Annotated in this window: 17 protein-coding genes; 1 reads left to right on the forward strand and 16 read right to left on the reverse strand. The window is 65.2% G+C overall.

What is annotated here, in order from left to right; translation table 11 throughout:
- Window positions 1–5: 5 nt before the first annotated feature.
- The 4 genes from GUV69_RS11885 to GUV69_RS11900 all read right to left on the reverse strand — a co-directional run bounded on the left by GUV69_RS11885 (window position 6) and on the right by GUV69_RS11900 (window position 3,281).
- Entirely contained in the window at window positions 6–428 is a 423-nt protein-coding gene (locus GUV69_RS11885) for a DUF3151 domain-containing protein (RefSeq protein ID WP_164202580.1), read from the reverse strand.
- Window position 429: 1 nt separating this feature from the next.
- Window positions 430–1,449, reverse strand: coding sequence for a class II fructose-bisphosphate aldolase (gene fbaA / locus GUV69_RS11890; protein WP_164202582.1), 1,020 nt, complete (start codon window positions 1,447–1,449; stop codon window positions 430–432).
- Window positions 1,450–1,621: 172 nt separating this feature from the next.
- Window positions 1,622–2,299, reverse strand: coding sequence for a TrmH family RNA methyltransferase (locus tag GUV69_RS11895; protein WP_431197107.1), 678 nt, complete (start codon window positions 2,297–2,299; stop codon window positions 1,622–1,624).
- 19 nt (window positions 2,300–2,318) lie between these two features.
- Complete coding sequence (locus GUV69_RS11900; protein WP_164202584.1) at window positions 2,319–3,281, reverse strand: hypothetical protein; 963 nt, start codon at window positions 3,279–3,281, stop codon at window positions 2,319–2,321.
- A gap of 292 nt (window positions 3,282–3,573) precedes the next feature.
- On the opposite strand from GUV69_RS11900, the gene GUV69_RS11905 reads away from it, so the two are divergent.
- Entirely contained in the window at window positions 3,574–4,404 is an 831-nt protein-coding gene (locus GUV69_RS11905; protein ID WP_223883854.1) for an HAD-IIA family hydrolase, read from the forward strand.
- Here the strand turns inward: GUV69_RS11905 and GUV69_RS11910 are convergent.
- The 12 genes from GUV69_RS11910 to GUV69_RS11965 all read right to left on the reverse strand — a co-directional run bounded on the left by GUV69_RS11910 (window position 4,401) and on the right by GUV69_RS11965 (window position 19,695).
- The gene (locus GUV69_RS11910; RefSeq protein ID WP_244292704.1) at window positions 4,401–5,450 is read right to left on the reverse strand and encodes an alpha/beta fold hydrolase; all 1,050 of its coding nucleotides are present in this window, start codon (window positions 5,448–5,450) and stop codon (window positions 4,401–4,403) included. The genes GUV69_RS11905 and GUV69_RS11910 overlap by 4 nt on opposite strands.
- A 48-nt stretch (window positions 5,451–5,498) precedes the next feature.
- Entirely contained in the window at window positions 5,499–6,071 is a 573-nt protein-coding gene (locus GUV69_RS11915; protein WP_208786638.1) for a hypothetical protein, read from the reverse strand.
- A gap of 97 nt (window positions 6,072–6,168) precedes the next feature.
- A complete protein-coding gene (locus GUV69_RS11920; RefSeq protein ID WP_164202588.1) occupies window positions 6,169–6,927 on the reverse strand; it encodes a GAF and ANTAR domain-containing protein in 759 nt (252 codons plus the stop codon).
- 75 nt (window positions 6,928–7,002) lie between these two features.
- Window positions 7,003–7,587 carry an orotate phosphoribosyltransferase gene (gene pyrE / locus GUV69_RS11925; protein WP_164202590.1) on the reverse strand — a complete coding sequence of 195 codons (585 nt, stop codon included), beginning with the start codon at window positions 7,585–7,587 and terminating at the stop codon, window positions 7,003–7,005.
- Between the two features lie 54 nt (window positions 7,588–7,641).
- Window positions 7,642–8,886, reverse strand: a complete 1,245-nt coding sequence (locus GUV69_RS11930; RefSeq protein ID WP_164202592.1) for an FAD-dependent oxidoreductase — start codon at window positions 8,884–8,886, stop codon at window positions 7,642–7,644.
- Window positions 8,887–9,016: 130 nt separating this feature from the next.
- Complete coding sequence (locus GUV69_RS11935) at window positions 9,017–11,338, reverse strand: gluconokinase, GntK/IdnK-type (protein ID WP_244292859.1); 2,322 nt, start codon at window positions 11,336–11,338, stop codon at window positions 9,017–9,019.
- Between the two features lie 58 nt (window positions 11,339–11,396).
- Window positions 11,397–12,626, reverse strand: a complete 1,230-nt coding sequence (manD, locus tag GUV69_RS11940; RefSeq protein ID WP_108600586.1) for a D-mannonate dehydratase ManD — start codon at window positions 12,624–12,626, stop codon at window positions 11,397–11,399.
- A 45-nt stretch (window positions 12,627–12,671) separates the two neighbouring features.
- Entirely contained in the window at window positions 12,672–14,135 is a 1,464-nt protein-coding gene (gene uidB, locus GUV69_RS11945; RefSeq protein WP_164202597.1) for a glucuronide transporter, read from the reverse strand.
- 287 nt (window positions 14,136–14,422) lie between these two features.
- A complete protein-coding gene (locus GUV69_RS11950) occupies window positions 14,423–15,853 on the reverse strand; it encodes a mannitol dehydrogenase family protein (protein ID WP_208786639.1) in 1,431 nt (476 codons plus the stop codon).
- A complete protein-coding gene (uxaC, locus tag GUV69_RS11955; RefSeq protein WP_164202599.1) occupies window positions 15,850–17,256 on the reverse strand; it encodes a glucuronate isomerase in 1,407 nt (468 codons plus the stop codon). Before uxaC ends, GUV69_RS11950 begins: the two co-directional genes overlap by 4 nt.
- A gap of 81 nt (window positions 17,257–17,337) precedes the next feature.
- Window positions 17,338–18,399, reverse strand: coding sequence for a LacI family DNA-binding transcriptional regulator (locus GUV69_RS11960; protein ID WP_164202601.1), 1,062 nt, complete (start codon window positions 18,397–18,399; stop codon window positions 17,338–17,340).
- A 129-nt stretch (window positions 18,400–18,528) separates the two neighbouring features.
- Window positions 18,529–19,695 (reverse strand): Gfo/Idh/MocA family protein, encoded by a 1,167-nt coding sequence (locus GUV69_RS11965; RefSeq protein ID WP_164202603.1) that lies wholly within the window; start codon window positions 19,693–19,695, stop codon window positions 18,529–18,531.
- Between the last annotated feature and the right edge of the window lie 5 nt (window positions 19,696–19,700).

Consider the following 19,700-nt stretch of genomic DNA (forward strand, 5'->3'; position numbering starts at 1 on the left):
CCAGGCTATGAGGCCTCGATGGCTGCTTTCGCAGCCGGGTCCGAGTCGTTCAGGAACTTCTCGATGCGCTCCGGTTCCTCGGCTTCGCCGATGGCTGCTGATGCACGGCCGAGCGAGTAGAGCGCCCGCAGGAAGCCGCGGTTGGGTTCGTGCTCCCACGGGATGGGGCCCACGCCGCGCCAGCCGTTGCGGCGCAGCGAGTCGAGCCCGCGGTGGTAGCCGACGCGCGAGTAGGCGTAGGAATCGATGGTGCGGCCTTCGGCCCACGCCTCTTCCGCCAGGATGGCCCACAACAGCGACGAGGTGGGGTGCTTCTCCACCAGGTCAAGTGCCCCCTGGCCCAGGGCCAGGTGCTGGTAAACCTCGGTCTCCGCAGGAAGGAGGGTGGGCTCGGGGCCCATCAGGTTCTTGCGAAACTCGTCGGACATACTAGAACGTCTTTCCGGCGGAACCGAGCTGCTTGGTGGCTTCGACCACACGGGCGGACAGGCCGGCTTCGGCGGAGGCGCCCCAGACGCGCGGGTCGTAGAGCTTCTTGTTCCCCACCTCGCCGTCCACCTTCAGCACGCCATCGTAGTTGCGGAACATGTGGTCCACCACCGGACGCGTGTAGGCGTACTGGGTGTCGGTGTCGATGTTCATCTTGATCACACCGTAGGACACCGCGTCCGCGATTTCCTGGTCCGAGGAGCCGGACCCGCCGTGGAACACGAGGTCGAACGGGCTGTCCTTGCCCAGCTTCGCGCCCACCTGGGCCTGGATGTCCTTGAGGATCTCCGGGCGCAGCTTCACACCGCCGGGCTTGTACACACCGTGCACGTTCCCGAACGTCAGGGCGGTGATGTAGCGGCCGTTCTCGCCGGCGCCGAGGGCCTCAATGGTGGCGAGGGCGTCCTCAACGGTGGTGTACAGCTTGTCGTTGATGGCGTTTTCCACGCCGTCTTCCTCGCCCCCGACAATCCCGATCTCAACCTCGAGGATCATCTTCGCGGCGGCCGTGCGCTCCAGCAGCTCCCGCGCGGTGCTCAGGTTCTCGTTGAGCGGCTCGTGCGAACCGTCCCACATGTGCGAGTTGAAGATCGGGTTCCGGCCGGCCTTGACCTCGGCCTCCGACGCTGCCAGCAGCGGCAGGACAAAGCCGTCCAGCTTGTCCTTGGGGCAGTGGTCCGTGTGGAGGGCGATGTTGACGCCGTAGTTCTTGGCAACTTCGCGGGCGAAGGCAGCGAAGCCGAGCGAACCGGCCACCATGTCCTTGGTCGCGGCGCCGGACCAGTACGCGGCACCGCCGGTGGAGACCTGGACAATGCCGTCGGACTCGGCCTCGGCGAAGCCGCGCAGTGCGGCGTTCAGCGTCTGCGAGGACGTGACATTGACGGCCGGGAACGCATAGCCGCCGGCCTTGGCACGGTCAATCATCTCGGAGTAGATCTCTGGGGTTGCAATGGGCATGCTGACTCCTATGCTGAGTTTTCGTCTGTGGGTTGTGACCCTGGAGTAGACCTCTTACGGCTAGCCACCATCCTAGCCATTTCTCCGCATCCGCAGTGTTTCCGGTCACGCACACCGGTAACACTTTCGCTTGCGGCCTCGCCGAAATGTCACCTCGCGCGCGGAAGAGCGGCTAGGAAACGTGCTGGTTGAACACGTGCCGGCGGATCCAGGCGTGCATGGCGATCGCGGCCGCCGACGCTGCGTTGATGGACCGGGTGGAGCCGAACTGCTCAATGGACAGGGTGGCCAGGGCGGCGTCATGGACTTCGGGAGTGAGCCCGGGGCCCTCCTGGCCGAACACCAGCACGCAGTCCTTGGGCAGTTCGTAGGTTTCCAGCGGCACAGAGTCCGGGAAGATGTCGATGCCGATGATGGCCAGCCCTTCGCCCTGTGCCCACGCCACGAAGTCCTCCACGGTGGGGTGGTGACGGACATGCTGGTAGCGGTCGGTGACCATGGCCCCGCGCCTGTTCCACCGGCGTCGTCCGATGATGTGGACTTCCTTGGCGAGGAACGCGTTGGCGGTGCGCACCACCGTGCCGATATTCATGTCATGCTGCCAGTTTTCGATGGCAATGTGGAAGTTGTGCCGCTTTGAATCGAGGTCCGCCACGATCGCGTCGTGCTTCCAGTAGCGGTACTGGTCCACCACGTTGCGCCTGTCGCCGTCCGCCAGCAGTTCATGGTCCCAGTGGTCACCTTCGGGCAGCTCACCGTCCCAGGGCCCGACGCCGACCTCCGGCTTTGGCGCGTATTCCTCCTCAGGGGGCGGAACGGGCAGCGGGGGCGTTTGGGGGTGGTCAGTCACCCTCCAACTCTAGCCGGGGTCAGCCGCCCAGCTTCCAGCGGTTGGCGCGGTAGGAGTTGGCGATCTTCTCGAGCAGTTCCGGGTTTTCATTCCAGTAGGTCGAGTGTCCGCTGACGCCCACCATCTGCGGGGTGCCCCAGGGCGTGACGCTGAAGAGGTTCACTGCCTGGATGGTCTCGCCGCGGGCGTTGAGGCAGGTAAAGCCGATGACAACCGCCTCGGTCCGGCGGAACTCGCGGATTTCCGGGGTGGTGGTTTCGAAGTTGCCGGTGCACTTGTGGCCCACGAGGTGCTGCGGCAGTTCGGCGGCCGGCATGGCCGTGAACTTGGCTTCGATCTCTTGGATGGCGGCCCGGACCTTGGCGGGTTCCTTGCCGTGTTTGCCCTCTTCGGCCTCGGCGAAGAAGGCGAATGCGAGCGCGATGCCGTCTCCGTCCCGTTCCTCGGTACCCTGTGCTTTCTGCTGCATGGGGGTGCCGGAGACGGGGTCGGTGGTGATCCCGAACGTGTCATCGCCTGTCCAGGCGGCGAGGTACTGGAAGGACGACTCGCCGGTGACAAAGCGGCTGAAAAGCGGGTCGCCTTCGGCAGGAATGTTCGCGGGCCCCTGCAGATCGGCCCAGCCGGGCGGGAGTGCGAAGGCCCCGGCGGGTACCTCCTCCGATGCGGCAGCGTCCGACGGCGCCGCATCCTCCGGCGTTGAATCTTCCGGAGCGGCGCTTTCCTCCGCTGCGCCGGACGTTGCCACGGGAGCGGGATCGTCCGCGGCCTGCGGTGTGGCGAAAGTGGGAATCACCCATACGAAGACGACGATGAGGGCAACGATCACCGCGGCGGCAATACTGCCGAGGACGATGAACAGGTTCTTTTTGCTGTGCGGGGGCGGCGGATTCTGCACGTTTTGCCGGCCCTGCTCCGGAGGCAGCGGGTTGCCTGCTGCATCCCTGTGTGGTGGCGGCGGCGCGCTGAAGTTGTTGCCCATGGCGGTCCCTCTCAGGTGCTGGCGGGCATCCGCGGTTCGCGCGGTACCCGGTGTTTTCCGATGACGGGGACCAGCCGGCGCAGGCCGGCACGGACAAACCACCGCGGCCATCCCCCGATCCGCAGCCGATGGGCACCGTGGTGCCAGCAACGAGCTTAGCCGACAGGCGAGGCAGCCCGGTGCGCCTGCCTCACCCGGCCGCCACCGATATGGCGCCTCCGCCCTCTCAGGTGCCGGACCCAAAGAATGACAGACTGGACCAGGAAAACAGGCACTTCTTGTGGAGGTTGACGTGGCAAAAGCAGACCAGGTAGTAGGAAATCCGGCGGTTTACCGCAGCGGCCAGGAGATCGAATGCTGGCTGACAGACATGGACGGCGTCCTGGTGCACGAAAACCAGGCCGTCCCGGGGGCCGCCGAGCTGATCCAGCGCTGGGTGGATACGTCCAAGCGCTTCCTGGTGCTGACCAACAACTCCATCTTCACTCCCCGCGACCTGGCGGCCCGGCTGCGTGCCTCCGGCCTGGAGATCCCCGAGGAGAACATCTGGACCTCCGCCCTGGCCACCGCCCAGTTCCTCAAAGACCAGGTGCGGGGGTCCGGCTCAGGAAACCGCGCCTACACCATCGGGGAGGCAGGGCTGACGACGGCGCTGCACGAGGCGGGCTTTATCCTCACCGACCAGGACCCGGACTTCGTGGTGCTCGGCGAAACGCGCACCTATTCCTTTGAGGCCATCACCATGGCCATCCGGCTGATCCTGGCCGGCGCCCGCTTTATCGCCACCAACCCGGACGCCACCGGCCCGTCCAAAGACGGCCCCATGCCTGCCACGGGGGCCATCGCGGCGCTGATCACCAAGGCCACCGGCCGGGAACCGTACATCGTAGGCAAACCGAATCCCATGATGTTCCGGTCAGCAATGAACCAGATCGATGCCCATTCCGAAACCACGGCCATGATCGGGGACCGGATGGACACGGACATCATTGCGGGCATGGAGGCCGGCCTGCACACTGTCCTGGTGCTCACCGGCATCACCCAGCGCAATGACATTGCCGCCTACCCGTTCCGGCCAAACCAGGTCCTGAATTCCGTGGCGGACCTGAAGAACCAGATCTAGAAGACGCTCACTTTCGAGCCGCCGCGGGGCAGCGGGAAGAAGTCGTCCATCAGGCCCTCCACGATGGGCCGGTACACCAGGGGGCTCCAGCCCGGACTCGCGTGGGCCGGGAGGGCTCCTTCGGTCTGCCGGTCCATGGACACCATGTGCGGGCCGAACGCGGCCGACCACGCGTCGCGGGCCGTCTGGTACTGCACCGTGCGGTCCCTGGGGTTGCCGATGTAGGCCATGCGGGTGCTGCCCAGCTGGTCCACAAAGCGGTTTCCGTCGAAGTGGTAGATGTACGCCGACTCCGACTGGACCAGCACGCTGGAAGGTGCAATCGGCGAGAGCTGTTCCATGGTCTGGTCGAAGATCTGGCGCCAGGTCCGCTCATCCTTGTGGATGACCCGCTCCCCCAGTTCATAGCTGCCGCGCAGCACCGAGGGCACCCGGAAGCCGCGCTCATAAAGGAACACCACGCCGTCGAACCAGCTCTCATCCAGCACGTCGCTCCGGCTGTAAGGACTCGAATCGAGCAGGATGAAGTCCACCTCCACGCCGTGGAATTCGCGAAGCCGCGCCGCCACCTGGGTGGCAACCATGCCGCCGAAGCTGTGGCCGTAGAAGTAGAGCTTGGTGAGCTTCTTCGCACGGACGTGCTCGATGACGGCGATTACCACCTGGTCGATGTCCAGTCCCTGATTGGAATACCCGACGGCGGCAAGCTGGCCCCGCTTGTTCAGCGCACCGCGCAGGGCGTTCAGGATCCACTGTGCCTCTTCCCAGCTGGTCTTGTAGCCCGGGAACAGGAACCAGCTGGCGTTGGGATAGTAGGCGTCTGCGAAGTCGTCCGGGACCTGCAGGATCCTGTTGACCTGCCGCTCGGCCTGGACATACCGGGTGAAGAGCATGTCCGCGGCAAGTACGGCGGAGGCACCGGTCCCGGCCAGGAATCCACGGCGTGAAAAACGCTTGAGGGCAGCCGCTTGCGACAGCAGCCGGGCTTGGTGGATTCCGGGCTGCTCTGGCTGTTCCAGCGGTTCTGCTTCCTCTCTGTACGGCACGTCTCTACCGTAGCCATACGGGAAGCCGCCCCGGCAAGCGGAGCGGCGTCAGCTGACCGACTGGTTCTCCGCCGGCGGGTTCACGAACGACGGGTCCAGCAGCTCACTGAGCGGAGTCCGCCGGACAATTTCCTGGCCAATGTCGTTGTAGCGGCCCAGCAGGTCCGAACCGCGGACCGTCCGGGGATCATCAAGAAGGGAAAAGACAGTGTCGCTGGCCGCAAAGAGCTCGTCGTCGGAGTATTCCTCCAAAGGGCGGCCGGGCAGCGCCACGAAGGACGGCTGGCTGGCCTCTTCGCTGTCACCGCTCTGCCACGCGGCCTCGTCCATTGTGAGCACCAGCGAGACGCCGCCTCCCGCGGTTCCGGCTGCGCCCTCCATGGCGTTCAGGTCCTGGCGGAGCCCGGCCAACGCGGCCGATTCCACCAGGGAGGCCCGGGACAGGTCCACGTTGACGTGGGAATGGACGCCCCTGCTGCGGAGGTCGTGGATCATGTGGACCAGGGACGGGCGGGACGCCTGGCTGAGGTTCCCGAGGACGTTGATCCGGACGGTGTTTGTCAGCCCGTCATGGCTGGTGCTGGCATTTAAGCTGGTGTCGGCGTTAAAAGGGTGGTCCATAGGTACTCCAAATCAAGGGGTGTCTATGGCCGACGGCTCAACCTCGGCAAGCTTAGCCTCCGGATGGGACCGGCACAAACGGGCCGGGCCCTGGGCGTCAGCCCGCCTGCGCCTGTCCGGGCTGCTGGTAATGGGTGCGGGTGCCCGCACCTCCCACGGAGTCCACCAGTGCCTTGGCAATATCGCGCAGTTTCGTATTGCTGTTGCTTGAGGCGTCCGTCAGGATCTCCACGGCTGCGTCCTGGCTGCAACGGTTTTGCGCCATCACCACGCCAATCGCAATGTCGATGATGGTGCGGGATTCCAGCGTGGCACGGAGGTTCGTGGCGTTATCGCTATGGAGGGCGAACCTGACGGCCAGCCGCAGCGCCTGGGAAATCTCCCTGGTGAAACCGCGGGCCTTGGCCGCGGCCCGCTCGTCAAATTTGTTCGGCACGTCCGAGTACAGGTTGAGGGCCGCCCGTGCCTCGCCCTGGAGGTTAAAGGGCAGCGACAGGACAGAACGCAGCCCATGGGACGCCACGGCATCAGCGTAGGCCGGTCCCCACCGGTCCTCCTCGAACAGGTCCGGCACGTTGACTTCGCGTTGTTCCTCCGCCGCCGTCAGGCAGGGCCCCTGCGAGAGCGAGTACTGGATTTCGTCCACTTCACGGGCATCGTCACTGCTCCAGCCGATGGTGGCAGCCTTGCGGTCGCGCAGAAGGGTGATCCCGCACAGGGCGTCGTCACCGTCGCCTGCCATCTGGTGCGCTGAAAACCTGGCCAGCTCGTTGAGGAACTCCTCAAAGTCCGCACTCTCCAGGATGAGATTCTGGACCAGTTCGGTGGTGTTCAGCGGTGATTGCGGTGGCAGCATGGCGTGCGTTCTCCCATGGGTACGAAAAAGGCCTGAGGAAATTGTACCGGCCGCCCGCCTGGAAGACCCGTACGGTCAGGAAAGGCCCAGTTCGTCCTTGCCGAAGGCAAACAGGTAGGGCACACCGGTCTCGGCTTCGATCTTTTCCTTGGCTCCGGTGTCGCGGTCCACGATGACGGCGACAGCTACCACGTTGCCGCCGGCCTTTCGGACGCCCTCAACAGCGGTCAGCGCGGAGCCGCCGGTGGTGGAGGTGTCCTCCAGCACCAGGACCTTGCGGCCCTCAACGGACGGGCCTTCAACCTGGCGGCCCATGCCGTACGATTTCTGCGCCTTCCGGACCACAAAAGCATCCACCGGCCGGCCGGCGTCAACCGCCGCGTGCATCAGCGCGGTGCCCACGGGGTCAGCACCCATGGTCAGGCCACCGGCGCACTCAAAGTCAATCCCGGCGTCGTCCGCGAGGGCCAGCATGACCTTACCCACCAGTTTGGCGGCCTCGTGATGCAGGGTGATGCGGCGCAGGTCGATGTAGTAATCAGCCTCCGCACCGCTGGAGAGGATCACCTTGCCGCGGACAACGGCGAGTTCCTTGATGAGTTCCAGCAGGCGGGCACGATCGGCAGCGGCGTTGGCTGCAAGGTCACTGGGAGAAGTCATGGGCTCCAGTTTAGTGGCTCCCGGATGTGTGACGGCGCGCCCCCCAACGGCAGGTTAGGCAGCTTCCCGCGGCACACGGCGGGCGAAGGCGGGCGCGTGCTCCGGCCGTGGCCCGAAGGCGATGAGCCGCGGCATAAGCCGCCGGACAATGGGGGCATGCCGGACTATGAACAGCAGGACCGGCGGCGGCCCGGGCCTCCTTCCGGCGAACAACGGGACGAACACTGCCCGGTGCATGATGCGCTGCACGGCCTGGACAACAACGGTGGGCATCCTGCGCCTGCGTTCCACCGCGGCCAGGTCCTTCACTGTCACCTGCCCCCGGAGAAGTGCCGGAGCCAGCCGGGCCGCCGCCGCCACAGCATCCTGGATAGCGAGGTTGATGCCCACCCCGCCCGCGGGAGACATCGCATGGGCGGCGTCCCCGATGCACAACAGCCCCTCCACATACCAGCGCCGCAGCCGGTCCAGCCGGACGTCCAGCCAGTGAAGGTCCTCGAGGGAGCGGATGGCATCCACACGGTCGGCCAGGTCCGGACGCAGCCGGGCCACCCGTTCCCTGAACCGTTCCACCCCTTCCGCGCGGATCCGCGCATCCTCTCCCTTTGGACCGAGATAGCCCATTTGGTAGTAGTCGTCACGGAAGAGTGCGATCATGGCTTCCCCGTCCCGGAAGGCGGGGACGATGCCCGCCACAGCGCCTTTTTCCGAAGGATGCCGCGGAAGTTTGAACCACCAGGTGTCGAAGGGAACCGGGTATTCCTTCGGCTGCAGGCCTGCGGCCCTTCGGAGGGCCGAGTGGCGCCCGTCCGTGGCCACCACGAGGTCTGCGCGGAGTGCGCCTTCGCTACCGGATCGCGTCCGGTAGCGGACACCGGCGACCCGGCCGCCGTCGAAAATCAAGGACGTTGCTTCATGCTCCATTAGGAGCGTAAATGTGGGTTCCCGGGCGGCCTCAGAAGCCAGGAAGTTCAGGAAGTCCCACTGCGGCATCATGGCGATGTAGTTGTACGGGGGCTTCAACGAGGCGAAATCACCGAAGGTGACCAGGCCGGCGCCCGGAATGGGGAAGGCAACGTTGGTCAGCCGGCTCTGGGGCAGTGCACGGAAAGCGTCACCCAGGCCCAGTTCGTCGATCAGCCGGATGGTGGAGGCGTGCACGGTGTCACCGCGGAAATCCCGCAGGAAATCGCTGTGCTTTTCGAGGACCGTGACGTTCACGCCCGCCCGGGCCAGCAGCAGCCCCAGCATCATGCCCGCAGGCCCTCCGCCCGCAACTGCGCACCCCGTTCGCTCCATGCACTAACGCTACGCTGCAGCCGTGGACGCGCCAACGGCCCCGGGAAGCGGAAACGGCCTGGGGACACCCGGATTCGGGTGTCCCCAGGCCGCTTGTGCGTCCCGGCGCGGTAAGCGTGTCCGGAGCTTGTTAGAGCCGGGTGTCGAAGGAGTCGCAGAAGACGTTCTCGTTGAACGTCCCCTGGAACTCCGACTTGCCCATGATCTTCTCGATGGTGGCCCGGATGGCCTCCACTGATCCCGCATGGGCGTGGATGGCGGTCTTGACCATCGGCACGTCAATGAGGTGGTTGGGCTGGTTCAGCGATACGAACACTGTGGGTACCTCGGTGACGTACCAGGGTATTTCCGCAGCCATCGGCGTGGACCACTTGATCCGGATCGCCGCTTCCTGCGCAAAGCCCTTGACGTTGGCGAACACGAACGCGGCGTCATACTTGTCCGCGTAATCGCCGGTACCCTCTTCCGAGATGACGGTCATGAAGTTCACGCCCTCTTCACCGGCTGCCTTGCGCTGCGCGGCGGCCTTGAAGACGTGCACTTCGAAGCCTGCCCGCTCCAGTTCCTCAGCCACCACGTCCAGGTAGGCCAGCGGATCGGCCATCGTGAAGTCCGAGCCGCCGGAGATGCCGTACAGGCGGATCCGTTTGTGCGTCTGCGGTGTGATGGGCAGGTTGTGCTGCGTGTCCTTGACCAGCGTGACCGTCTTGTCAGCGATCCCGGCGGCAATGGCCCGGTGCTCTGCGCTGCCGATCCTTGCCAGCTCGTCGGTGGCCGGAACCAGCTCCTCGCGGGCCTTCAGGTGCAGGCCCAGCGATGCCTTGAGCGCCAGGATGCGGCGCAGGGCGTCGTGCAGGCGCTGTTCCGTGATGACGCCGGACTTGTAGCCGTCCAGCATGTACGCGAAGTCCTCGTCAGCGTTGCGGAAGAACAGGAACATGTCGCAGCCGGCGGCGATGGTGGCAGGGACCAGGTCCTTGCGCTTCATGGCCTGGGTCAGCCCGATCATCTGCGAGGCGTCCGTGAGGATGAGCCCGTTGAAGCCCAGCTCGCCGCGGAGCAGGTCCTGCAGCAGTTCGGGAGCCAGCGTGGCGGGCTTGATGTCCGCGTCGGCCAGGCCCGGACGGAAGTGCCTGGACAGTTCCGGCGCTCCGATGTGGCCGATCATGATCGACTGCACACCGTGCCCGATCATTTCGCGGTACACGTGGCCGTACGTTTTGTTCCACTGGTCGTAACCAAAGGTGTTGTACGACGTGACCACGTGCTGGTCGCGCTCGTCCAGGCCGTCGCCCGGGAAGTGCTTCATGGCGCAGACGGTCGGGGACTCGCTGATGCCGTCGAAGTACTCCTTGGCGCGCTCCACCACGACCTCCGGGGTGTTGCCGAAGGAACGGGTGGAGATGACCGTGTTCCGCCAGTTGTAGTGGATGTCCACGATCGGCGCAAAAGCCCAGTTACAGCCCAGCGCAGCCGTTTCGACGCCGGCAACCTGGCCCATCTGGCGTGCGATGGCCTTGTCCGGGTGGGACCCGGCCTGCAGGTGGGTGGACACAAACGTGCCGTCGTCGCAGCTTCCCGCGCCGCCCATTTCCGGGTTGGATGCGATCAGCAGCGGCACCTTGGTCTTGGACTGTGCGTACCGGATGTGCTCCTGGACGGCGCCCGAGGGGCCCGGACGGTACCGCATGCCGCCCACGTGGTAGTTCTCCAGCACACCGTCGAGGTATTCCGGGGAGTAGTCGTTGTTGTGGTTGATGAAGAGCTGGCCGATCTTCTCCTCAAGCGTCATGGACTCCAGGGTGGAATTCACCCAGTCGACCGCCGCGTCATCGAGGTTGAACGGCGCGGCCTTAAGGTCGACGTCGAACTGGCGGCCCTGGGTGCCCGCGGCACCGGAAGCACCGGTACCGGAAGCACCGGTTCCGGAAGCACCGCCCGCTGAGGCACCCAACAGTGTTCCGCCGTCGGCCTTCACTGCATTGGCGATGCCCGCCAGCGCGTCCACCATTACCTGGGCAACCGGGCCCGCGATGTCCACCACAACACCCTTCTCGTCCGCTTCGAGCGGTTCGAGGGTGCCCAGCTGGGATTCCAGCAGCGCTGCGGGCATGAAGTGACCGGAACGGCCTTCCAGCCGTGACCCGAGCACCTCCTTGCTGCCGTGCAGGTGCAGGAAGATTGTGTCCGGCGCCTGGGCGCGGATGGCGTCCCGGTAGCTGCGGCGAAGGGCGGAGCAGGCCAGGACAAGGCCACCGTTTCCGGCGGCTGCCAGCTTCGAGCCCACCGTGGCGAGCCACGGCCAGCGGTCCTCGTCCGTCAGCGGGATGCCCGCTGCCATCTTGGCGACGTTCTCCACTGGGTGGAGCGAATCGGCGTCGAGGAACGGCACACGGAGTTCGCGGGCCACGAGGTCACCGATGGTGGTCTTGCCGCAGCCGGACACACCCATCACGATGACGCGAGGCCCCGAGCTTGAGGAGGCAGTTTGGTTGATCACCAGTGATTCCTTACCAGTCATGGACAGTGCCGTCTACGAGGCGGTTGTACGGCAGGTAGGCCTGCTGGTACGGGTAGGCTGCGGCAGCCTCTTCGTTGAATTCGACGCCGATACCGGGCTTGTCGCCCGGGTGCAGGTAGCCGTCCACGAAGGTCATGGACTGCTCGAAGACCTCGTTGGTCTTGTCGGAGTGCTGCATGTATTCCTGGATACCGTAGTTGTGGATGGCCAGGCCCACGTGCAGCTGGGCGGCGAAGCCCACCGGGGAGATATCGGTGGGGCCGTGGAAGCCGGACTTGATCTGGTACTGGGCGGCGAAGTCCATGACCTTCTTCAGCGGGGAGATGCCGCCGAAGTGGGTGGAGGCTGCCCGAACGTAGTCGATCAGCTGTTCCTTGATGATGGTCTGGTAGTCGTACACGGTGTTGAAGATTTCACCGATGGCCAGCGGGGTGGTGGTGTGCTGGCGGACCAGGCGCAGGGCCTCCTGGTTTTCGGCCGGGGTGCAGTCCTCGAGCCAGAAGAGGTCGTACGGTTCCAGGGCCTTGCCGAGCTTGGCGGCCTGGATGGGGGTCATGCGGTGGTGGCCGTCGTGGAGCAGCGGCAGCTCGGGGCCGAACTCGTTGCGCACGGCTTCGAACACGGTGGGCAGGTGGCGGAGGTAGGCGCGGGTGTCCCAGTCCTCTTCCACGGGGAAAGCGCCGCGGCCGGCAGGCTCATAGTCATACCGCTCACCGGAGGCCTGGGCCTGAGCGGCCACACCGTAAACGGCCTTGATGCCCGGGACGGCGGTCTGGATGCGGACCGACTTGTAGCCCAGTTCCAGGTGTTCGCGGACGGAATCGAACAGCGATTCGATGTCCGCGCCGGAAGCGTGGCCGTAGGCACGGAGGCCATTGCGTGATGCACCGCCCAGCAGCTGGTAGACGGGCATGTTGGCCATCTTGCCCTTGATGTCCCAGAGAGCCATGTCCACGGCGGCGATGGCCGCCATGGTGACGGGGCCGCGGCGCCAGTACGAGCTGCGGTACAGGAACTGCCAGGTGTCCTCGATCTTGTGCGGATCCTTGCCGATCAGCAGCTGTGCAACATGCTCCTTGAGGTAGGCGGCAACAGCGAGTTCGCGGCCGTTGAGCGTGGCGTCACCGATGCCGGTGACTCCGTCGTCCGTAGTGATGCGCAGGGTCACAAAGTTACGGGACGGGCTGGTCACGAACACTTCAGCGGCAATGATTTTCACGGCAGATCCTTTCGGGAACTTCAGGTCAGGTGGTGGAGCTTTGAATTATTGGCCTGCGGGCTTGCTGGTGTCAGCAGGCTCGCTGGCGGCGGCGGAGGTGCTGCCGGCGGCGGGGGTGGTTGCAGGAGTGGTCCCTTCGGCGGCGTTGCCGGCGTCAACCGGGCCCGGGTGTGCCGTCTTGGTTCGACGTTCCTGAATTTCCTTGAGAATTTCCGCATGCTTGACATCGGTCAGCGTGTACTTGGTCATCACCAGGACTGCAAGGAAAGTCAGGATGGCCGGGAGCGCACCCGCTGCGATCTGGATACCGAAGATGGCTTCCGGGGTCTGGGCCACTCCACCGGATTTGTAACCGCCGAGGGCGAGTGCATAGGCGGCAAGGGCCCCGCCAACAGCCTGGCCGGACTTGCGGGTGAAGGAGAAGAGAGCGTAGGTGATGCCCTCGGTCCGGACTCCGGTCTTCCATTCCCCATATTCCACGGTGTCGGCTTCGAGGGCCCACACCACGATGCTCATCGCCAGGACACCCACGAGGCTAAGGACAAGGCCGCCGAAGCCCACCATGACCATGCTTGCGGGGGTAAGGAAGATCACCACACCGCCGGCCACAGTGACCAGGGAAGAGTAGATGTAGATGTTCTTCTTGCCAATGCTGCGGACCAGTTTGGGCATAACCGCTGCCAGTGCGAACGTCAGGACCAGCTGGATGATGGACAGCACGGGGTAAAGGTCCAGCCGGCCGAGGACGTCGCGCAGGTAGTACAGCTGCACGGAGGTCAGTGCCAGGTAGCCGGAAAGGAAGAAGAAGGAGCTAACGCACAGCATCAGGAGCGGCTTGTTGCCCTTGAGGGTTTCGATGCTTTGCTTGACGGAAACGTTCGGGACGGCGCGGTGGACGCGTTCCTTGGCGGTCAGGACGGTGAAGAAGTAGAGGCCTGCGCCGATCACGACAAACACCAGGGTGATTGTGGTGAAGGTTGACTGCAGGTCTGCGCCGGGCTTGATGAGCGGTGCCACGAAGATGCCAAGGGCCGAGCCCACCAGCAGGCCGCCGATCATGCGGGCCGAGCCCAGCTTGGCGCGCTCCCCCGGATCCTGTGTCATGGCGCCGGCCAGCGAGCCGTACGGAATGTTCACGAGGCTGTAGGCCAGGCCCAGCGCGGCGTAGGTGACGTAGGCGTACAGCAGCGTGCCGGATTCACCGAGCTGCGGCACGGAGAACGTTGCCACGCTCAGCAGGAGCAGCGGGATGGAGCCGAACATGATGAAGGGGCGGAACTTGCCGAAGCGCTTGCTGTAGGTCCGGTCCACGAGCCGGCCGGCGAAGACGTCCGCGAAGGCGTCAAACAACCTGACCACGAGCAGTAGGGTCCCGGCGGCCGCAGCGGAGATGCCGGCGACGTCCGTGTAATACACCAGGAGGAACATGGTGGCGGTTGTAAAAGCGAGGTTGTTAGCGGCATCGCCGGCGCCATAGCCGATGATGCTGAGCTTGTTTAGCTTTTTCATGATTGGGCTCCTTTACCCTTGCCGCCATGGGGGCCGGCTAACTATCGAAATGCTATGCAGCTGTGAACCCTTGGGCTATGCCTAACCGGCAAATCCACATCCGGACGGGCGTGCCGCCGGTGGTAAGTCGTTGCTGTAATCCTAATCACTTGGCAATAAAATGGCAAGCGGTTGCCAACAATTTCTGTTGAAACTTAATGAAACTGCAGGTCAGGGAAAACAGCGCTGCCCGGTCCGGAAACCCGGACCGGGCAGCGCTGTTGTACTTGATCCGTCTTAGTGGTTCGCTACGGTCCTGCCGTGAATGAACCGCTCAGGCTGGCAACAAGATCCACTACACCGTCATCGGCCGCCAGGGCAGGATCAACCAGCTCCAGCAGTGCCTGGACGCGTTCGCGGCCCGCCAGCTTGTTCGCTTCAGCCACCTCGGCTGCGAGCGGATCGTGGAAATTGTCCGCGCTTGCGCCGAAATCAATCCAGGCCGCGATCATCCGTGCGGCAGCGTTTCCGGTCCTGCCCTGGGCACGTTCAGCCTGCAGGACCGGCACGGCGCGCATGCGCAGTTTGGTGCTGCCGTCCATGGCAATCTGCGCCAGGTGGTGGGCGATGCGCGCGTTGCTGAAGCGGGCCAGCAGGGCCTCCCGGTACGCCGGGATCTGCAGGTCGGCCCCGCCGGCGGCTGCACCGGACAGGTTGGCTTCGGCCTCGTCCCAGAAGCTTTCAACGGCTTTTCGGCATTCCGGGTCCGCAAGAGCCTCGGCCACCGTGGTGTGGCCGCGGAGCTGGCCGGCGTACGCCAGCAGGGAGTGCGCGCCGTTCAGGAGCCACAGTTTGCGGTTCTCGAACGGCTCGATGTGGTCAACGAAGACCGCCCCGGCATCTTCCCACCGGGGACGGCCGGCGGGGAAGCCGCCGCTGAGCACCCAGTTGGTGAAGGGTTCAGCAACAACCGGCGAGTTGTCCCGGTACCCGCAGGCGGACTCGACGGCGGCAATGTCCGCTTCCGTGGTGCGGGGCGTGATGCGGTCCACGGACGTGCTGACAAAGCTGACGTTCGCTTCCACCCAGGCGGCGAGGTCCGCGTCCCAGGCCTGCGCCAGGCCCGTTACAGCGTTGCGCGCCACGGTGCCGTTGGTGGCGAGGTTGTCGCAGCAGACGACGGCGATTGGCCCGGCTCCGGCGGCCCGGCGGGCGGCGAGGCCGAAGACCAGACGGCCCAGCGGCGTCGACGGGTTTCCGCTGCCGGAAGACAGCAGCGCAAGGTCCGCGGCGACGTCGGACGCGTTGGTATCGAGCTGCCCATCGGCACCCAGCCGGTACGCGGCTTCGGTGACGGTCAGCGTCACCATGGCGGTTGCCGGTGCTGCCACGAGTTCCGCGAGCCGCTGCACGTCTGCGCCGTCCACCGCTTCGACAATGCTTCCGACGACGGCGAAGGAGTCGCCGCTGTCAGCGCGTTCGACGAGCGTGAAGAGGCCGTCCTGCTCGGCGAGTGCCACGGCAGCATCCGGCCGGCGGCCGGTGAAGGCCGCGATGCCCCAGTCCGCGGCGTCGCTGGCTTGACTGGTGTACCAGGCCTGGTGCGAGCGGTGAAAGGCCCCCAGTCCGAGGTGCACGATCCGGACCGGCGGCTTCGAGGCCGTGTGCAGGGTGCGGTTCAGCCGGGGCAGTGCGGCAGCAGCGGCTGTCTGTTCGGCGCTTGTCTGTTCGGTAGTCACAGTTTGAAAACCCTTCGCGGGGACGAATCGACGAGGTCCACGATGAGTTCGTGGGCACGTTCTTCACTGACACGGTGCTCTGCCACCAGGCGGGCCAGGAAGGAGGCCTCGATCCGGCGGGACGCATCGTGGCGGGCCGGGACGGAGCAGAAGGCGCGGGTGTCGTCGATGAAGCCGGACGAGCGGGAAAACCCGGTGGTCTCGGTGACGGCCGAACGGAAACGAAGCATCGCATCCGGAGCGTCCAGGAACCACCAGGGCGCGCCAAGGTAGACGGACGGGTAGAACCCGGCCAGCGGTGCCAGTTCGCGGGAGAAGACGGTTTCGTCCATGGTGAACAGGACCAGGTGGAAATCCTTGGCGGTGCCGAAGTCCTGCAGCAGATCGCGGACGCCTTCGGTGTAGTTCACGGCGAACGGAATGTCGTGGCCCGTGTCGGCGCCGTACGCCTCGAACGTGGGCGTGTGGTGGTTGCGGAAGGACCCCGGGTGGATGGTCATGACCAGCCCGTCCTCTACGGACATGCGGCCCATCTGGTACATCATGTGGGCTTCGAAGGTGTTGCGGTCCGCGGCTGTGGCCTTGCCGGCGCGGGCGAGCTCGAAGATCCGCTCGGCTTCGGCGCGGTCCAGCTTCAGCGTGGCCGGGGTGGCCACGCCGTGGTCTGCGGAGACTGCGCCGTGCTCCACGAAGTAGCGGCGGCGGTTTTCGAGGGCCGTGATGTAGGCCCCGTATCCACTGGCACCGTCACCTGCGGCCTCGATGAGCCGGTCAACATTGGCGATCCAGGTGGGATGGGCAATGTTCAGGTACTGGTCCGGACGGAAGGTCGGCAGGACCCGGCCGTCGAACGTGGGGTCCTCGGCGATTGCCTTGTGGCTGGCGAGGTCGTCAAGGGGATCGTCCGTGGTGGCCAGGACCTCGATGTTGAAGTCCTTGAAGAGCTGGCGCGGACGGAATCCCGGCTCGACGAGCTTGGCCGCGATGGCGTCGTAGCTGGCATCGGCGGACATGTCACCAAGCTCGGCACCGAGCTTGAACACGCTGTCGAACTGGGTGCGCAGCCAGTAGCCGGAGGCGGTGCCCTCGAAGAGCGGCCACGCCTCGACGAAGGTGCGCCAGATATCGCGCGATTCGGGGGTGGTGGCACCGCCGGCGCGAAGCTTGTCCAGGGTGACGCCGCTGGCGTGGATGAGCCGGGTGACGTAGTGGTCCGGGCTGACCAGCAGCGCCGCCGGATCAGGGAACGGCGTGTTGTGCTCGATGACAGCAGCGTCAACGTGCCCGTGCGGAGAGATGATGGGGAGGTCCTGGACGCGCTGCAGGAGGTCGCGCGCAATGCTGCGCGTTCCTGGGTCGGCGGGCAGGAGCCTGTCTGGGTTGGCAGCAATCGACTGTGACATACGTCAATAATCGGCTCGGCTCAACGTTTTGTCAACCGGTTGCCATGATTTGCCAAATGTTGCAACCGGCCGGCCCCGGGCCTACCGGGCGGGCAGAATCCTGCCGCTGGAACCCCGCAGCACCAGTTCAGTCTCCACGCTCAGTGTGCCTGCCGGTTCCCCGGTCCCGTGGAGGAGGTCCAGGAGGCGTGTGGCTGCCCCGGCACCGCACTCCCCCAGCGGAGAACGCACGGTGGTAAGCGGCGGGGTGGTGAAGTCCGCGCCGAAAATGTCATCGAATCCCACAATGCTGATCTGGTCGGGCACGGTGATGCCCGCCGCCTGGAGCTCCTGCATCAGCCCAATGGCCAGGAGATCGTTGTAGGTCAGCACTGCCGTTGCACCGCTGGCGCGGATATCACGCGCCACCTGCCGGCCGCCGTCGACCGTTGGTTTGCTGGATTCGAGCCGCACGGCCTCAAGCCGGGACCAGTCGCAGGCTGCCTGCACACCCTCCCAGCGCCGTTCGGACATCCAGGATTCGGGCGGGCCCGCCACATAGGCAACCTTGTGATGGCCGTGGACGGCCAGGCTTCGCACCGCCTCGCTGATCCCCTTGTGTACGTCCGGCACCACACAGGGAACACCCGCCACTTCGCGGTTGATCACCACCACGGGTTTGTCCTGAGCCAGGGCCCGGATGTTGTCATCGTCCATGCGCGGGCTCGCCAGGATGAGGCCGTCCACAGTTGCCATCAGGCGGCGGGCCGCAGTGAGTTCCGTGGACGCAGACTCCGCGGACTCCGCCAGGACCAGGGTGTAGTCACGGTCCGTCGCCGTGGTCTCGGCGCCGCGGATGATGTCAAAGAACGTCGGGTTGGTGATGTCCGCGACGATCAGTCCGAAGGTGTTGGTCTTGCCCGTGGGGAGCGCACGGGCAAACGGATTGACCTGATAGTTCAGTTCGGCAGCCGCGTCTTCGATGAGTTTCTGGGTTTTGGGACTGACCCGGCCGGGCTTGCTGAGCGCCCGGGAGACCGTGGAGGCGTTGACGCCGGCAACCCTGGCGATGTCGTAGATGGTCGCGTTGGATTTTCCGTCCCGGCCGTGCTTCTTGACCGGCCCCACGGGTATGGCGGCGTCCGGCGTCTTGGGTTCAGTCACCGCCCCATCCTAACGAGGAAACCACCCAAGTAGGTCGCAGTTAATGTCGTTTTGGACGCCCATAACGACATTAACTGCGACCCAGTTGGGCAAAGTTGGCCAGCGGTTGCGCGCCGGCCCCGCCCCCGGCTACGAACGCGCGGGGAACTTGCCTTCTTCGGCGATGCGCTTGTTGAGCTCGGCGAGGAACTCGTCTTCGTTGAAGTCCAGCCCGACCTCCTTGCCGGTCCAGGCCGAAAGGTGGATGGCGTTGGCCAGGCGCACGCCGTTGATCCCGTCCGAGCCGGGCGCGAGCAGCGGCGTCCCGTCCAGGATGTTGGCGGCAAAGTTCTCCAGGACGCCGGAGTGCTGGGCGCCCCACGCGGACTCGAATTCGATGACCTCGGAGGTGTAGTACTCCTCCGGGTTCAGCTCGCCCATAAAGAGCTTGCGGACGTCGTCCATGTCCATGCCTTCGCTGAGCTCGCGCTCGGGCTTGTGCAGGCGGGTCACGGTGGCGGTCTTGCTGTTTTCGACCACGATTTTGCCCTGGTCGCCCAGGATTTCGAAGCGGTCGGTGCCGGTCAGGTCGTGCGTGGCAGTGACGAATACACCGGTTGCGCCGTCACCGTAATCAACAACTGCCGTCACTTCATCCTCGACGGCGATGTCGCGGCGGAAGCCGAAGGCAACCTTCGCGTACACAGACTTCGGCACGCCGCAGATCCACTGCCACAGGTCCAGCTGGTGCGGGGCCTGGTTGACCAGGACGCCGCCGCCCTCGCCGCCCCACGTTGCACGCCATTCGCTGGAGTTGTAGTAGCCCTGCGGCCGCCACCAGGTGGTGATGATCCAGTTGGTCCGGCGGATCTTGCCGATCTCGCCGTTTTCCACGATCTCTTTGAGCTTCTGGTACAGCGGGTTGTTGCGCTGATTGAACATGATGGCGAAGGACAGTTCCGGCTTGCCCGCGGCAAACTCATTCAGTTCCTTGACCTGCTTGGTGTAGACGCCGGCCGGCTTCTCCACAAGGGCATGAACATTGCGCTTGAGGGTTTCAATGCCCATCTCGGGGTGCAGGAAGTGCGGGACACAGGTAACCACCGCGTCAACGTCGCCGCTTTCCAGCATGGCGATGTAATCCTCGTAGAAGGGGACGCCGGGGTAGGTCTCCGAGGCAACGGCCTTCTTGGCCGGATCGATGTCGCAGATGGCGCCGATCTCCATGTTCGGAACAAGTCCGTCGGTGATGAACTTGGCGTAGGCGCCGCCCTGCTGGCCCAGGCCGATGATGCCGAGGCGTACTTTCTTGCTCACAGTTA

Source organism: [Micrococcus luteus] ATCC 49442, assembly GCF_010367585.1.
Lineage (GTDB): Bacteria > Actinomycetota > Actinomycetes > Actinomycetales > Micrococcaceae > Arthrobacter > Arthrobacter luteus_A.